The sequence below is a fragment of the Opitutaceae bacterium genome (assembly GCA_015075305.1).
Taxonomy (GTDB): Bacteria; Verrucomicrobiota; Verrucomicrobiia; order Opitutales; family Opitutaceae; genus UBA6669.
Genome location: JABTUS010000013.1, coordinates 1 through 15,881, shown reverse-complemented (window position 1 = coordinate 15,881; position 15,881 = coordinate 1). Strand labels below are relative to the sequence as shown.

General features: G+C 63.6%; 10 protein-coding genes. 7 read left to right on the top strand and 3 right to left on the bottom strand.

The window, feature by feature from the left end; translation table 11 throughout:
* Positions 1-24: 24 nt before the first annotated feature.
* The 3 genes from HS122_19835 to HS122_19825 are packed head-to-tail and all read left to right on the top strand — an operon-like array spanning position 25 to position 7,980.
* Positions 25-2,091 carry a M3 family metallopeptidase gene (locus tag HS122_19835; GenBank protein MBE7540646.1) on the top strand — a complete coding sequence of 689 codons (2,067 nt, stop codon included), beginning with the start codon at positions 25-27 and terminating at the stop codon, positions 2,089-2,091.
* Between the two features lie 40 nt (positions 2,092-2,131).
* Positions 2,132-5,848 carry a translocation/assembly module TamB domain-containing protein gene (locus HS122_19830; GenBank protein MBE7540645.1) on the top strand — a complete coding sequence of 1,239 codons (3,717 nt, stop codon included), beginning with the start codon at positions 2,132-2,134 and terminating at the stop codon, positions 5,846-5,848.
* Between the two features lie 17 nt (positions 5,849-5,865).
* A complete protein-coding gene (locus HS122_19825; protein MBE7540644.1) occupies positions 5,866-7,980 on the top strand; it encodes a BamA/TamA family outer membrane protein in 2,115 nt (704 codons plus the stop codon).
* A gap of 18 nt (positions 7,981-7,998) precedes the next feature.
* Here the strand turns inward: HS122_19825 and HS122_19820 are convergent, their stop codons facing one another.
* Entirely contained in the window at positions 7,999-8,730 is a 732-nt protein-coding gene (locus HS122_19820) for a YebC/PmpR family DNA-binding transcriptional regulator (GenBank protein MBE7540643.1), read from the bottom strand.
* A gap of 128 nt (positions 8,731-8,858) precedes the next feature.
* Between HS122_19820 and HS122_19815 the strand changes: the two genes are divergently transcribed.
* From HS122_19815 to HS122_19800, 4 genes are all read left to right on the top strand, one after another.
* On the top strand, positions 8,859-11,486 hold the full coding sequence (locus tag HS122_19815) for a DUF3516 domain-containing protein (GenBank protein MBE7540642.1): 2,628 nt from the start codon (positions 8,859-8,861) through the stop codon (positions 11,484-11,486).
* A complete protein-coding gene (gene dinB / locus HS122_19810; protein MBE7540641.1) occupies positions 11,483-12,661 on the top strand; it encodes a DNA polymerase IV in 1,179 nt (392 codons plus the stop codon). The genes HS122_19815 and dinB overlap by 4 nt, the downstream gene beginning before the upstream one ends.
* A gap of 19 nt (positions 12,662-12,680) precedes the next feature.
* Positions 12,681-13,223, top strand: coding sequence for an FmdB family transcriptional regulator (locus HS122_19805; GenBank protein MBE7540640.1), 543 nt, complete (start codon positions 12,681-12,683; stop codon positions 13,221-13,223).
* 61 nt (positions 13,224-13,284) lie between these two features.
* Complete coding sequence (locus HS122_19800) at positions 13,285-14,097, top strand: inositol monophosphatase (GenBank protein ID MBE7540639.1); 813 nt, start codon at positions 13,285-13,287, stop codon at positions 14,095-14,097.
* Positions 14,098-14,113: 16 nt separating this feature from the next.
* On the opposite strand, the gene HS122_19795 is transcribed toward HS122_19800, so the two are convergent.
* Positions 14,114-15,472: an MBL fold metallo-hydrolase gene (locus HS122_19795; GenBank protein ID MBE7540638.1), complete on the bottom strand. Its 1,359-nt coding sequence runs from the start codon at positions 15,470-15,472 to the stop codon at positions 14,114-14,116.
* 42 nt (positions 15,473-15,514) lie between these two features.
* Positions 15,515-15,877, bottom strand: coding sequence for an ApaG domain (locus HS122_19790; protein MBE7540637.1), 363 nt, complete (start codon positions 15,875-15,877; stop codon positions 15,515-15,517).
* Between the last annotated feature and the right edge of the window lie 4 nt (positions 15,878-15,881).

Sequence of the window (15,881 nt, the reverse complement as noted above, 5' to 3'; positions counted from 1 at the left end):
GCGGGTGCGGTTGCTTCACTGGAAATGAGTGAGCATCCCTTCAATGACCCGGCGTTTGAGATCCGGTGGTCGCAGCATTCGGCTGAACGCATTGTTCCCGACATCGAACTGGCGCTGAGCCGCGCCGAGGCGGCCATAGCGGCCATTGCGTCGCGGGACATGGGGACGCTCACGTATGACAATACGTACCTGGCGCTCGAGCGGTCGACGGAGGAGCTGAATTTCGCCTGGGGAAAAGTCACGCACCTGCAGTCGGTCGCCGATGCGCCCGCGATCCGCGAGGCTCACAATGCGATGCTGCCAAAGGTGTCGGCCTTCTTTGCCAAAATTCCGTTGAACGCCCCGTTGTGGGCGCGGTTGAAGAGTTTTGGCGAATCCGCGGAAGGACGCGCGTTGAAGGGAATCCATGCGCGCCTGATCGAGGAGACCGGGGCGTCGTTCCGACTTGCCGGTGCGGATCTCCCCGAGGCCCAGCGCGGGCGGCTCGAGGAACTCCAGAGTGAGCTTGCCCAGATCACGCAGAAGTATTCGGAAAACGTGCTCGATGCGACGAACGCCTGGCAGCTTCTGGTCGAGGATGAATCGAAGCTCGAGGGACTGCCGGCGCACGCGAAGGCGGCCGCGCGCGCCAATGCGGAGCGCAAGGGGCTCGGCACTCCGGAGAAACCGGTCTGGCGATTCACGCTGCACGGGCCGTCGATCGAGCCGGTCCTCACCTATGCGGAGAACGAGGATCTCCGCCGGCAGGTGTGGTCGGCATTTGTCTCCGTCGGTTCCGTGGCTCCGCATGACAATGCGGATCTCGTCCGGCGCATCCTGACGCTCCGGGCGGAGAAGGCGTCGCTTCTCGGCAAATCCCATTTTGCGGACCTCGTGCTGGAGCGCCGCATGGCGAAGACGGGTGCGCGCGCCTTGGCCTTCATCGAGGATTTGAAGGCCCGTGCGCAGGATCCCTTCAGGCGTGAATGCCGCGAACTGGAGGACTTCAAGGCGAAGCGCCTCGGCGTCCCGTCGGAAACGCTGAAGGCGTGGGAGGTTTCCTTCTGGGCGGAACGCCTGCGGAAGGATCGGTACGATTTTGACGAGGAGGCGCTTCGCCCCTATTTCCCGATGGACCGCGTGATCTCCGGACTTTTCGAAATCGCGGACCGCGTGCTCGGCCTGACCATCGTTGAGCGCCCCGCGGGAAGCGTTGAGGTCTGGCACCCGGAGGTAAGATTCTACGATCTTTTCGACCGAAGGAAACGCCACCTGGGGTCGTTCTATGCCGACTGGCACCCCCGCGAATCGAAGCGCGGCGGAGCCTGGATGGGTTATTTGCTGACGGGTGGAGTGAGTCCGCCGTCGGGACGCGAACCCCATCTCGGCTACATCTGCGGCAATCTGACGCCACCGATCGGAGGGCGGCAGGCGCTGCTGACCCATCGCGAGGTCGAGACGGTCTTTCACGAATTCGGCCATCTGCTGCATCACCTCCTCGGAGAGGTGGAGATCAAGTCGCTCAATGGCGTCAATGTGGCCTGGGACTTTGTCGAACTCCCGTCGCAGATCCTGGAAAACTGGACCTGGGAGAGGGCGGGGCTCGATCTCTTTGCGCGGCATCATGAGACGGGCGAACCCATCCCCGAGCCACTCTTCAGGAAGATGATCGCAGCCCGGCGGTTCCGCGGTGCGGCTGCGGTCATGCGGCAGATACAGTTCGCGAAGATGGACCTCGCGCTTCACATGCGCACGGCGGAGTTTCTCGATGGCGACATCGAAGCCAAGGCGCGTGCGGTGGTGGCGGACTGCATCATCCCGACGGTGCCGCCCGGCCGGACCATCCTGCTCCGCTTCAACCATCTTTTCAGCGATCCGGTCGGTTATGCGGCCGGCTACTATTCGTACAAGTGGGCGGAGGTGTTGGACGCCGATGCGTTCACCCGGTTTCAGAAGGAGGGTGTCTTCAATTCCGAGACCGGCGCGGCGTTTGTGAAGGAGATTCTCAGCAGGGGAAATTCCGCGGATCCTGAGGAACTGTACCGCGCCTTCATGGGTCGGGATCCTGATCTCACCGCGCTGCTTGCACGCAGCGGACTTGAAACAGCATAACGCTGTCGACGAGCCGCCGTGGAATGCGCGTGATCATTCCATGCGTCGCGCCCTCATCGTCCTTGTCTGCCTGCCGGTGATTCTGCTGGCGGCGCTGCTGACGCTGCCCCTGTGGATCGGCGGACCGCTGAAGCTGGCGGGGCGGCGGCATGGGATGAGCTTCGAGCGGCTGGAGCGGCTCGATGGTGGACGTATTGCGCTGCACAATGTCCGCTGGCAGGGGCGCGGCTTCGACGCGCGCGCGGCGCGAATCGAAGGCGACTTGAGCCCATGGCGGATGCTTCAGAATCGCGGGCGACTCGGAAGCTGGGCTGCCGACGACTGGAGCGTGGATATCGTCAGTCCGGAAGCGCCGGCCGCTGTGTCATCACCCCCCATCCGCGGCTGGGTGGATTTGCGTGAGCGCCTGGATCGCATCCTCCATTCGATCGACAACTGGTTTGCCGATGTTCGACTTGGAAGCGGCCGCATCGCGCTGCCGGGGCGGGACGAAATTCGCACGGCCTCTGCATTGTGGCGCAATGACTCGCTCGGTGTTTCGGGTCTGCAGTGGGGGCGGTTGAGTGCCGACGGTCGGCTGACCTGGCCGCAGCAAGGTGGACTGACCGTGGAACTGGCCTCTGCTGAGGAAAAATGGCGGCTGACGGCAACGAGCACCACGCCAGATTCAGCGGAGGGCCGGGTTGAATTCCGCGGGCAGCAGGGTGCGATGCGGGCGCATTTCGCGGAGCGCGGCTGGCTGCCCGAGGCCGCCTCAATATCCGCGGCGGACTGGACGCTTGCGGGGCGCGACGCTGGTCTGGCTCCCGCTTATGAGGACGTGGGCGGGGGGCTTGAACTCGAGTGGAGCCAGGGGCGGTTCTCCGCGGCGATTCATGCACGGGCGCAGCCCGCCCCAAACGCGATGAAAGGACTGCCGCCGCTGAGTCTGGAGCTTGGCTTTTCGGGAGACGTGCAGGCGCTGACCGTGCAGCGGATTTCGATCACCGGCCCGGGGTTGTCGGCCAGCCTTGCGGCACCGGTGATTGTCGCCCGTGGCGGCGCGCTGCTTTCGCCCGAGACGGAAATCCGTATCGAGGCGGATCTGAGCAGGTTTCCTGGATTGGAAGCGGAGGGGAAAATTGACGGGAGCGCGCAAGTCATGAGAACGCGGGATGGCAGGCTTGCGCTGACAGGCGAATTCAAGGCGGACAGGCTCCGCGGGAAAGGCTGGGATGCTTCCACGGCGCAGGCGTCGGCGGAGTTTTCCTGGCCGAACCTGAGCGTTCGATCCGCCAGTTTTCAATCGAAGCCGTGGGGGGCGGTTTCCCTCAAGGGCGACTACGATTTTTCCACGGGCAATGTCACAAACGGTTCGATTGAAGGCGTTGCGCAGTCATCGTTTGTTGCGCGGTGGCTGGGGGTCGACGTCGGTTTTGACGATGCGCGATTTAGTGCAACTGCGGAAGGCCCGCTGACTCGGCTCACGCACAGTGGGGAAATAGCTTTGACGAAGCCAAGGTGGAAGCAGGCGTCGGCGAAGTCGCTCAAGGGTGCATGGAACGGGAGCGGAGAACGCTTAAATGGCTTCGCGCTGTCGCTTGAGGGGACCGACGAAATGCTGACTGCGAGTGGCAGCGCCGATCGCGATGGCGCTTTGATCAAGTCGCTCCAATTGTTTCACGGAGCAGAGATGCGATTGTCGCTGGAGGGGCAGGCGACGATAGAGTGGGAGCCTCATTTGCGTATCGAAGGGTTACGACTGCGTGGCCCTGCGGGGTACATGTCGCTGGACGGCGTCGGCGGTGAGCAGGGGCGGGTGGAGCTGGATGTGAAGGGACTGGCACCTGCCTGGCTCGCTGGATTTGTTGCGCATGACGGCCCCGACTGGAAGGTCCATGCGCTGAAGCTCGAAGCGGAATGGAGTCGCGGGCCTGTCACGTTTGCGGTGCAGGGGGGCGGGGAGGTTGATCTTGGTGGGCAAGGAAGGCCGGCGATTGCGCTGACGGCGCGCGGCGATGCGGCGGGGATGGAGGTCTCCCGGCTCGACATTGCATCGGGGGGAACACCCATTGCCCGGATGACGGGAAGGATTCCGGCCAGCCTTCACGCGCTCCCATCGTGGGGGATCACCTTGATGCACGATCAGGATCTTGGACTCGAACTGGATCTTGATCGAAATGCCTCCTTTTGGAAATGGGTTGGTGATTCCTGTGGCTTGGCGCTTGTGGACCCGCGCGTCGCGGTGCGCGTGGCCGGCACACTCAAGGCTCCGCGAGGTGAGGCGACGGTTGCGGTGGACAGGATCCTCATGCCCGCGAGGCAAGGGACGGGGCGATTGCCGGCGGTTGAGGAGCTGCGTGCGCGCGTCGTGGGCGATGGCGCAAGCCTGAGACTGCAGGAGTTTTCAGCGCGGCTGTCGGGACAGACCGTGAAGGCGAGCGGCCGGCTTCCCCTGCCTGCGGAATGGCCGGGGGGCGGATGGAGCGGCTGGCAGGCCTGGATCTCGTCGCATCTGGACGCGGAACTTGCGGTGCCGGAGACAAGGCTCGAGGCGTTTGCGTCGATTGCGGACCGGTGGATCTCGCCCAATGGGAGTGTCGCGATCGAGGTTGCGTTGAAGCCAGGGATGAAGTGGACCGGAGAGGCGCACCTGCGGGGCGCGGCATCGCGGCCGGTGCTCGGACCGCTCGGCGCGCTGCAGGATGTCGATGCCGACATCGTCCTCGACGGGCGCACGGTGCGCATCGGCAGGTTTGAGGCCAGGTCGGGCGGTCAGCCCGTGTCAGCCGCGGGTGAAGCGACACGCGGGGACGGTGGAGAATGGCGGATGGCGTTCAATCTGAAGGGATCGAATCTTCCCCTGGTCCGGCAGGCGGGACTCCTCGTGCGCGGGGATGTCGATCTGCGCGTTCGGACGACCGAGCGGGGAGGCGGCGAGATCGCCGGCAGGGCGGTGCTGCGCGACAGCCTGCTCCTCATGGATCTCCGGTCGATTGTATCCAGCGACTCAATACGCGCGTCGCCGCTGCGCAGGCCTCCCTATTTCTCGGTCACTACGGAGCCCTTTGCCGGATGGAAACTGGGTGTGGACGTTGAAGGCGGGCGGTTCCTCCGCTTGAAGAGCCCGCTCTTCTCGGGTGTTGCGTCGGCGCATTTTCGCCTGGCGGGGACGCTGGCGGAGCCGCTGGCGGTGGGGGAGGTTGTGATCGATGAGGGCAGGGTCATGCTCCCCTTTGCGACGTTTCAGGTGGAGCAGGCCGGCGTGAGCCTTGTGGAGTCGGCCCCGTATGACCCCCGGGTGTCGCTGGAGGGCGCGAGCCGTCGCATGGGCTACGATCTGCGCATGGAGATGACGGGGTCTGCGGCCCACCCGAACATCGTGTTTTCATCCAGCCCTCCGCTGGATTCCGAGCAGGTGCTTCGCCTTGTGATGGCGGGTGAGGCGCCGCAGGGCGAAATTGCGTTTTCGGCCCAGCAGCGCGCCCTGCGACTTGGCGCCTACCTCGGTCAGGCGCTTGCCGGACAGCTTGGCGCCGATGCCTCCCAGGCGGAGAACTTTTCCCTCACAGTGGGCGAACGGGTTTCACGGGAGGGACGCGAAACGTATGCCTTGGAGGTGCCCCTTGATCAGAGGTGGTCGCTCACAGGCGAGTACGATGAGTTTGACGAATACAATGTCGGAGTGAAGTGGCGGGCCTTTCGAGATCGCCCGAGGGACGCGGCTCCCGGACCGGGTGAGGCTGGAGAAGGAAAAGAGGGGGCGGGCCGGCCATGAGGGATGAGTCATTGAGCATGAGCCCCTGGATCCGCAGGCTCGGCATCGTAATGATTCTCACCGGATGTGCGACTCTTCCAATGGCGTGCGCTTCGGGGACAGCCTCGAATGCGAGAACGAAGGCGGAGATTCAGGTGAGCGGGCTGGGATTCTGGGGGGATCGCGAACAGGTGGCCCTGCTCAACCGGCTGCTGGGACCTGAACGCGGTGCAACGATGGATGCGAATGCAATTGAGGACGCCGCGTTCCTCCTGATCAGCGCCCTGACGGAGGAGGGTTTCAGGCACCCGCGGGTGACCGCCAGCATCCAGTCTGAAGGCGTTGAAGAGCGGACATCGCATGTTTTTGACGAACGCCTGCTCACGGTGCTTCCGCGGCCGCTGTCAGCGCGAAAGGTGGAGTTTGTGATCGCTCCCGGCATCCGATCCACCATCAACTCCGTGCGCTTCGAGGGACTGCATGCGATGGCGGCGCAGGAGGCTGAGGCGTATTTCCGTCCGATGGATGCGCTCTGGCAGCGGGCGTCGGCGCGCGCCTATTCGCCGGGGCGCCTCGAGCGGTCCGCGGAGAGCCTCCTGGATGGACTGCGGCTGCTGGGCTACGGCGGAGCCCGGGTGACGGCGCGGGTGGCGAAGGACGCGAACGATGGGAACACCGACATTCTTATCGAAGTGAGGGAGGGGCCGCGCCACTGGGTGAAGGAACTGTCGGTGGTGGGCACGGAGGGCACGACGATCGAGTTTGACACCGGAACGTGGAGGGACAGGGCCTGGACTCCGCTCTGGCAGCAGGATCTGGCGAGAGGCATCCGTGATGCGGCGCTGCGGCAGGGGTATCCCGATGCTGCAATCCGGTTTGAACAGCGCGCGGGCGAGGCCGCGGGCGGCGAACTTCCGCTTTCCGTCATCGTGACGGTCGTTCCGGGAGAGCGCGTTACGCTTGGCGGAGTCAAGTATGAAGGAAGTGGATACACGCAACCGTCCGTTCTCCAGCGCAGGGTGAAGCTTCATGCCGGACGCCCGTTGAACCTCCTCGATGTGGAGGATGCCAGGATCCGCCTTGCCCGACTCGGCATATTTTCCTCGGTCCGCACGGAGATCGAACCGGAAACCGGTTCGGAGCGCGGTGTGATTTTCAACCTGAAGGAACTGCCGCGATGGGAGACGAACCTGCTTCTCGGCTACGGAAGCTACGAGCAGCTGCGCGGCGGTGTAGAGTGGCGGCAGCTCAATCTGTTCGGGCGGGCGCACCAGAGCCGGCTCACGCTCGTGCAGTCGATGAAGAGCACCCGCGGGGAGCTCCTCTATTCGGTGCCCGAGCTGTTCGGCGAGACGATCGACGGCACGGCGCGGCTTTTCGGCCTGAGACGCGAGGAGGCGTCATTCCTGCGGGAGGAATACGGCGTGAGCGCGGTGCTGAGGAAAAGGCTGGGGCGGGGGATGGAGGGAAGGGCGGGCTACACGTATCAGGCGCTGAGGAACCGCTCCAACGAGCTGTCGACCCGGGCGGAGGATGAACGCCTTGTGACCGTGGGGGCGGTGGAGGCCGGCGTGACGCTCGATCGACGGGACAATCCGCTGCGTCCGCGGCGCGGCTACCATTGGTTCGCCCAGGTCGAGGCGGCGAGCAAGCTGCTGGCCGGCGAGGTCGACTATCAGATATTTGAGCTTGGCGGATCCTACCACACCGCGTGGGGGCGCTCCCGCTGGATTCACCTCGGCTTCGCGCATGGGGCGATCACGACCCTGGGAGCCAGGAATGATCGCGATCTTCCGGTGAACAAGCGCTTCTTCCCTGGAGGGGAGAGCTCAATCCGCGGATACCAGAACGGCGGGGCCGCTCCGCGCGGAGCCGATGGACGGTTCATTGGCGCAAAGAGCCGGGTCATCCTCAATGCGGAGGTCGAACAGCGGATCACCGCGAACTGGTCGTCGGTGATCTTCATGGACGCGCTTGGCACGGCGGTTTCGCTGGCGGACTATCCCTTCAGCGAACGACTCTATTCACTGGGTCTGGGAGTGAGATACCAGACGATTGTCGGACCCGTGCGCCTGGAATACGGGCGGAACCTGCGCCGGCGGGAGGGGGATCCGAAAGGCACGCTCCACTTTTCGGTCGGCTTCCCGTTCTGACAATCGTGAACCCTCCGGTTACCTCACGGCGGCCCAGACCCGCTGCACGTCGTCGTGGTCCTCGATGGACTGCAGAAACTCACCGACCTCGGCTCGAACGTTGTCGTCGAGTTCCGGATACGACTTCGCAACATAGCCAATCTCGCTGGTCACTACGGACCATCCATTGGACTTGAGCCAGGTGGAGACGGCGTGCACCGCGGTTCGGTCGGTCAGGAATTTTGCGCCCGCGTGGCCTTCGGGAATGTCGTCATTCTGGGTGTGCGACAGCGCTTCAAAATCGTTCGCCCCCGCTTCGATGGCGGCGGCTTCGATGTCGGCGGCGGCATCCGTGTGATGCGCCTCGACGATGCCTACATGGTCGAAGAGGAACTTGTTGCTTCCCGCATTGCCGAGCACGCCCTTCTTGAAGAGGACGCGCACCTCGGACGCGGTGCGCTGGTGGTTGTCCGTGTAGATCTCCACGATGATGGGAACCTTGTGCGGCGCGTAGCCTTCGAAGACGACGTGTTCGAGCGATGACTTGTCGTCGCCGCCCCCGGCACCCTTCTTGATCGCGCGCTCGATGACATCGCGGGAGACGCTCGCCTTGCGGGCCTTTTCAAGCGCGGCGAAAAGCCGTGCGTTGCCCGCGGGGTCGGCGCCGCCCAGCTTCGCCGCCACGGTGAGTTCCTTGACGATCTTGCCGACGACCTGACCTTTCTTGAGGTTCACGATCGCTCGTTTTGCATGAAGCCATTGGCGTCCCATAGGGAAATCACGAGTGGCAGGACCGGGCGCGGAGGGCAATGCGGAAGCTTGGATTTCTTCAGACGAAACCTTTGCCGGATCCCGAGCGTGAACTTGTCTCCCCGCCAACCTGTGCTCCTGCTGTTGGCATGCCTGCGTCCGGCCTCCCTTCCGTTCCCCCCCTCGCGCCGCTTCCCCCGGGCGCGGATGGGGAGGCCGTGCTCGCGAGATTTCTCGAGGTCATGGCGGATCGGGGGATGGAACTGTATCCCGAACAGGAGGAGGCGATCCTTGAGCTTTTTGGAGGGAACAATGTCATTCTGGCAACGCCGACGGGTTCGGGCAAATCACTCGTCGCCGCGGCCTTTCATTTCAAGGCCCTCTGCGCCGGCGAGCGGTCCATCTACACGTGTCCGATCAAGGCGCTGGTGAATGAGAAGTTCCTGTCCCTCTGCCGGGACTTCGGAGCCGAAAACGTGGGCATGATGACCGGGGACGCGAGCGTCAATCCGCAGGCCAGGGTCCTGTGCTGCACGGCCGAAATACTGGCGAACATCGCGCTGGCGCACGGTGAGAAGAGCGACATGCGTGCCGTCATCATGGACGAGTTTCACTACTACTCGGATGCGGATCGCGGGACCGCCTGGCAGGTGCCCCTGCTCGCGATGCCGCAGTGCCGCTTCCTCCTGATGTCGGCGACGCTGGGGGCGACGGATTTTTTTGAGCGGGAGTTGTCGCGCGTCACCGGAGCGGGAAGCGTGACAATACGGAGCGATCGCCGGCCGGTGCCGCTGGAGTTTTCCTACTCGGAGACGCCGCTGATGGAGAAGGTGGCGCAACTGGTCCTTGAGAAACGCGCTCCCATCTACCTCGTCTATTTCACGCAAAGGGCGGCCTCGGACGGAGCGCAGGATGCCATGAGCCTTTCGCTGTGCTCGAAGGAGGAAAAGGCGGCCATCGCCGCAGCGCTTGAAGGGGTGCGTTTCAACAGCCCCTATGGCAAGGATGTGAAACGCTGGCTTCGGCATGGCGTGGGAGTGCACCATGCGGGACTGCTGCCGAAGTACCGCATCCTTGTGGAATCGCTGGCTCAGAAGGGGATGCTCAAGCTCATCTGCGGAACGGACACCCTTGGAGTGGGCATCAATGTCCCCATTCGCACCGTCGTTTTCACCCAGCTGTGGAAGTTCGACGGCAGAAAGGCGGCCGTTCTCAATGTGAGGGACTTCAGGCAGGTGGCGGGCCGGGCGGGCAGGCGGGGGTTCGACGATCGCGGCTATGTTGTCGCGCAGGCACCGGAGCACGTGATCGAGAACAAGCGCGCGGAGGAGCGCGCCGCGGGAGATCCGAGGAAATTGAAGAAGCTCGTGAAGCGAAGCGCGCCCGAGGGGGCGGTCGGGTGGGACGCGCGGACATTCGAGCGGCTGCAGACGGCGCCGTCGGAGGCGTTGACGTCGCGATTTGAAGTTTCCCATGGGATGCTGCTGCTCATGCTCAATCGGGAGGCCGACGGTTGCCGGGCGATCAAGCAACTGATCGCCGACTCCCATGAATCCGCGGGAAGGAAACTGCAGATCAAGCGCCGGGCCTTTCAGCTTTTTCGTTCGCTGATCGACCGCCGGATTGTGGAGTGGATTCCTCCGCATGCCTCGGGGAGGCGCCTCCGCGTCAATGTGGATCTCCAGGATGATTTTTCCCTGCATCAGGCGCTGTCGTTGTATCTGCTCGACACGCTCAAGCTGCTCGACCGGGCATCGGCGGACTATCCGTTTGACGTGCTGACGCTGTGCGAGTCGATCGTTGAGGACCCTGAAGCCATACTTCGGAAGCAGGTGGATCGCGAGAAGTCGCGCAAGCTGGAGGAGATGCGCGCGGAGGGGCTGTCCTATGAGGAGCGGATGGAGAAGCTCGAGCAGGTCGAGCATCCCAAACCCCTGCGCGAATTTCTTTACGAGACCTTCAATGCCTTCAAGCAGGCGCACCCGTGGGTTGAGGACGAGAATGTCAGGCCGAAGTCGATAGCGCGGGAGATGTTCGAGCGCTACCTCTCGTTCGCGGACTATGTCCGCGAGTACGGACTTGAACGTTCGAAAGGACTTCTGCTGAGGCATCTCTCGCAGACCTGGAAAGTGCTTTCGCAGACGGTGCCCGATCAGGCGAAGACAGAGGCCGTGGTGGAGATGGAGTCCTATTTCCAGGAACTGATCCGGGGTGTTGATTCGAGCCTGCTTGAGGAATGGGAGCGCATCAGGAACCCCTCCTTTGTCAGCGCCGACCCTGCGGAGAAGCCCGCGCGGCCGGAATCGTTTGACATCACGCGGGACCGCGATGGCTTCAGGCGCCTGGTGCGTGCCGCGTACCTTGGGTTTCTTCAGGATGCGGCGGCGCGGGACTGGGAGGCGGCGGCGGAGCGACTTGGGGCGGCGCCGATCGCGGATCCGATCACCGCACTGGCGGAGGTTCGCCGGATCGAGAAGGCGTTTCTAACCTACTTCGAGGAGCGCGGCAGATTCCGGCTGGATCCCGAAGGCAGGTCGGCGAAGAACAGCCACTTTGATGAAACCGATGCCGTGGAATGGCGCGTGGCGCATGTCCTGGTCGACGGCGACGGCAATGGCGACTGGGAGGCACGCTTCCGCGTGTCCATGCCGCAGAGCCGGGCCGAGGGGCGGGCTGTGTTCCACTTCGAGGAGCTGTCGCCGATCGGGAGCATGCCCGGGTTGGAGTCGGGTGAACCTGCGGACTCGTCCGCGAACACAGGAACGCAGGCGACATGAGCGGGTTTTCCACCATCGTGCATCTTGACGCGGATGCTTTCTTCGTGGCCTGTGAGCAGGCGAGGAATCCGTCGCTCCGCGGGAAAAAGTGCGCAGTTGGCGGGAGGGAGAGAGGGATCATCTCCTCGGCGAGCTACGAGGCGCGTGCGTGCGGGGTCTACACTCCGATGCCCACGGCGCGCGCGCTTCGCGTGTGTCCGGAACTGATACTGATTCCGCACACGGCGGGATTGTACGGGACGATGTCGCGAAGGATGTTCGACCTGTGCGAAACGCTGACGCCCCTTGTGCAGCGCAATTCCATCGATGAAGGCTATCTGGATCTGAGTCCCTGCGGACACGCCTCGCCAGAGGCCTTGGAATCGGACGTGCGTGCGTTGCAGCGAAGAATCTGGGAGACTCTGGAGCTGGCGGTTTCATTCGGTATTGCGCGCAACAAGCTCGTGGCGCAAATTGCATCGAAGCTGCGCAAGCCCCGCGGTTTTGTTGTCGTGGCGGCGGGGACCGAGGCCGAGTTTCTCGCTCCACTGCCCATCGGGAAGCTGCCGGGGGTGGGGCCAAAAACCGAGGAGCACCTTGTAGCGCGCGGCATCAGGCTCGTCCGCGATCTATTCAACAGGAGCGAGCGCGAACTGAAGGACCTGCTTGGCGAAGGCTGGCAGTTGATGCTTGCGCGAGCCAGGGGAGAGGATTCCGGGCGGGTTGAAGTGGAGCGCGAAGACGCCAAGAGCTATTCCCAGCAGGAGACGTTCGGGACGGACATTTCCGACTTCGGTGAAATCGTGCGCATCGTGAAAAGAATGGTCGATGAGCTGATGAGGGGAATCCGTGCGGATCACAAGCGGGTGAAGACCATGACGATCAAGGTCCGCTATCCGGATTTCACCCAGGCGAGCCACGGCAGGAGTCTGGACAGCGCGACCGACCTGGAGGTGCCATTCTGCTCCCTGGTGGAAACGCTGGTTCGCGAAGCGTGGACGCAGAGGAGGCCGCTCCGCCTTGTGAGCGTGCGTTTCTCCGGCGTTGAGGACGCGAGTGCGCAGATGGAAATGTTTGCGCAGGCCGATGAGAAGCGCCGTCGCCTGGCCCAGGTGCTGGATGGCCTCAATTGCAAGGGAAGGCAGACTGTAGTCCGACACGGTCATCAACTTGCCAGAAGGCAGGACACCGATTAGGTCCGGGAGTCTTCAAATCATGCCAATTTTTGAATTCTATTGTCCCGACAACAACCGGATCTACCAGTTCCTTGCGAAGACGCAGGCACAGGCCGCGCGCATTCCGAAGTGTCCTGACAATCCGAAGTTTCGCATGCAAAAAATCGTGTCGCGTTTTGCCGTGAACACCGGAGTCAAGGAAGCGCCCGTGGCGCCGACCGGGCCGGACAGCCGGGCCGAGGATGCCCGGTCGGAGGCGGCGCTGAGCCAGGTTGAGCGTGAATTCGAGCACTTGGATGAAGCCAATCCGCGGGAAATGGGGAAGGTCCTGAGACGGATGGCCGAATTGACCGGCGAGAAGATTGAGGGGCGCATGGAGGAGGCGGTTCGAAAGCTGGAGGAGGGTGTGGATCCGGATGAATTGGAGGAAAGGCTGGGTGGCGAAGATGGCGGTGACACGGCCGAATCGGCGGAGGACAGCGGAAAGGCGCCGGAGGACGGTGGAAGCGGAAGGGCCCGCGCTCGCCGCAGGAAACGCCGCGTGGATCCGGTCCGCGACCCGCGGTTGCACGACTACGATTGATTGCGAAAGTCAGGGACTGCGCGGTTCAGTTTGCAGTGTCCGCGCGTCGCGCTACACTGGGATTGTGGCGTCACCAACCGATTCCGAACTCCTTGTCCGCATCGCAGCGGCGAAATCCGCCGTCCTTGCGCAGACGGCGCTGCTGCACCGTGAATTCGGCCGCGTTGAAAGCCGGTGGAAGAGCGACGGCACGCGGGTCACCGCTGTTGATGTCGAGATATCGGAGAACATTTTCCGGACACTCTCCGGGGCCTTCCCGGAGGATCAGTACTTCAGCGAGGAGCTTGGCGGTGCACCGGGTCCGATTCCCGTCACCGCCCGGTTCTCCTGGGTTCTCGATCCGATCGATGGAACCAACAATTATGCTGCGGGACTGGCGCACTGCGCCATAGCCCTGGCACTGCTTGAGAACGGGATGCCGGTTCATGGGGTCATTTACGATCACAGTCGTCGCGTGCTGATGCATGGCGGTCCGGGCTTTGGAATGATGGATGGCGATCGGCGCGCTGGCGTCATTGCGGCGGAGCCGACGGGGCAGAGCATCATTGGATTTCACAGCCCGTCCGAGCGGCGGTTTGCGCCGCACGCCCAGAGCATAACGGCGCATTTCAAGCTGCGGGCGCTGGGAAGCAGCGCGCTGCATCTGGCCTATGTCGCCGCGGGAATCTTCGATGGCACTGTCGATCACAACGTGAAGGTGTGGGACATTGCCGCCGCCGTGCCGATGGTTCTGGCGGCGGGTGGTCGCCTCGTTTGTTTCACCGGCGACGTTTTTCCCCTTCGCGAGTTCGATCTCGGGATGGGCAGGATTTTCTACGCCGCAGGTGGTGAGAAGACCGTTCAGGCGCTCAGGCGGGTGCTCCAGCCGGTCTGATTCGCAGGGGTCCGGCTCAGACCTGGTAGGATTGGAGGGGGACCGGATCGAGGAGCTTCATCTCGGGCGCCTTATCCGTGAGCTGCTGCATGAACCAGGCGCGGGCGGGTGGATCGCCATGGGTCAGCACCACGCTGCGGGCCTCGGTCTGGAGGGCGAACTGAAGCAGTTCGTCGCGGTCGGCGTGACCGCTCAGTTCAAAGCGTTCAATGCGGGCCTTGACCTTCGTCTTCACGTGCAGGGCATCGAAGACAAAGGTGTCTCCCGGTTTGGAGGCCAGCAGGGCGCCACCGGGAGTCTCGGGGTCGCAATAACCGACGAAACCGATGGTGTTTCGGGCGTGCCCCAGAAGGCCGCTTGCGAGGGTGTAGCTGGGCGTGTTTTCAACCATCATTCCCGAACTGATGACATAGAGTCCATTCTGCTGGGGGTCCTCTCCCGGAATCAGTTTCCGCGGCGCAGGCTTGATCCTGAGCTCCTTGATGATGCTGCGGTTGAAGTTAACCTGGCGCGTTTTCCGCGCGATCTCGTCGAAATAATCCGCGAGGTCCATGCCCAGCCCCGAGGCGAATATGGGACAGTCGACAAGCTTCCCGAATTTCCGTGCGTCATGGATGACCGAGAGCACCTCCTGCATGCGCCCCAGGGCGAAGACGGGAATGAGATAGGACCCGCCGCGCTGGATGGTGTCGTTGATGCTGTCGATCAGCCTGGCAAACTCGCGCACGCGGCCCTTGTCGGCGGGCCGTTCCGTTGCTCCGCGCGTGGTTTCCATGATCAGCGTGTCGAAACGCCCCGCCGGAAACTTTGCACCGGAGAGCGTGCGCTGGTCCTCGAACAGGACGTCGCCGGTGATGAATATGCCCCGGTGCTTGTGATGGATCTCGACTCCGGCGGCGCCGACGACATGGCCGGCCGGATGCAGGATGATCTCGATCTCGTCCCTGCCTCCGCGAAAACGCTTCGCCTGGCCGAACGGAACCGGCGTGAAGCGCTTGCTGAGGCGGTCGATTTCCGAGTGCGTGAAGAGCGGGAGTTCGGGAAGCTGGAGCTCCTCCTTCTGGCGGGCCATGACGTTCGCCGAATTGTGCAGCATGCGCTCGATCAGCATCCGGCTTGCGGTCGAAAGGATCACCGGAGTGTCGGGATGCTCCCGCATCACGAGGGGCAGGCTGCCGATGTGGTCGAGGTGGCAGTGGGTGACGATGATCAGGTCGAGCGTCTGGGCGCGCAGCCGGGCGAGATCGGGCGTCGCCGCGCGGCCGCTCAGTTTCGGATTCAGACCGCAGTCGACGAGGATCGAGAGATCGCCCAGGCGGATGAGGTGCGAGTTTGCGCCGATGCCGCCGGTGCGATTCAGGTCGATGAGCTTCATCTGTGGCGGGGAGGGGAGCAGAAGGGTCCGGTGACGGGAACCTTATTCTACGCCGGGTGGGATGCGCAGTTCGAAGGGATCCAGCCCGACATGAATCCGGCGCCCCGCCTCATCGACGCCGTGGAAGCAGCCCCGGACCACGGCATCACTGCCGGTCACATGATAGCTGTTGTAGGAGAATTGCTCACCGGGCGCGAGGCGCGGGGTCTCGCCGACGATCTTGTCGCCCTCGACGACGAGCTGCGTGCCGTCGGCGTGCGCGATCACCCATTTGCGGCCAAGGAGGGTGACGGTGTGGTCGGAGGCGTTGTGGATCGTGATGAAATAGACGAAGGCGTGCGGCTTGTCGGCGGGCAGGCTGATGCCGCCGTGGTGATAGCAGAGTTTGTCGAGGTGGGCGGTCAGGCCC

Coding starts and splice junctions, on each gene's coding strand:
- HS122_19830 (MBE7540645.1), top strand. CDS start 2,132: ATGCGTCGCGCCCTCATCGTCCTTGTCTGCCTGCCGGTGATTCTGCTG.
- dinB (MBE7540641.1), top strand. CDS start 11,483: ATGAGCGGGTTTTCCACCATCGTGCATCTTGACGCGGATGCTTTCTTC.
- HS122_19795 (MBE7540638.1), bottom strand. CDS start 15,472: ATGAAGCTCATCGACCTGAATCGCACCGGCGGCATCGGCGCAAACTCG.
- HS122_19820 (MBE7540643.1), bottom strand. CDS start 8,730: ATGGGACGCCAATGGCTTCATGCAAAACGAGCGATCGTGAACCTCAAG.
- HS122_19835 (MBE7540646.1), top strand. CDS start 25: ATGAGTGAGCATCCCTTCAATGACCCGGCGTTTGAGATCCGGTGGTCG.
- HS122_19825 (MBE7540644.1), top strand. CDS start 5,866: ATGAGCCCCTGGATCCGCAGGCTCGGCATCGTAATGATTCTCACCGGA.
- HS122_19805 (MBE7540640.1), top strand. CDS start 12,681: ATGCCAATTTTTGAATTCTATTGTCCCGACAACAACCGGATCTACCAG.
- HS122_19815 (MBE7540642.1), top strand. CDS start 8,859: ATGCCTGCGTCCGGCCTCCCTTCCGTTCCCCCCCTCGCGCCGCTTCCC.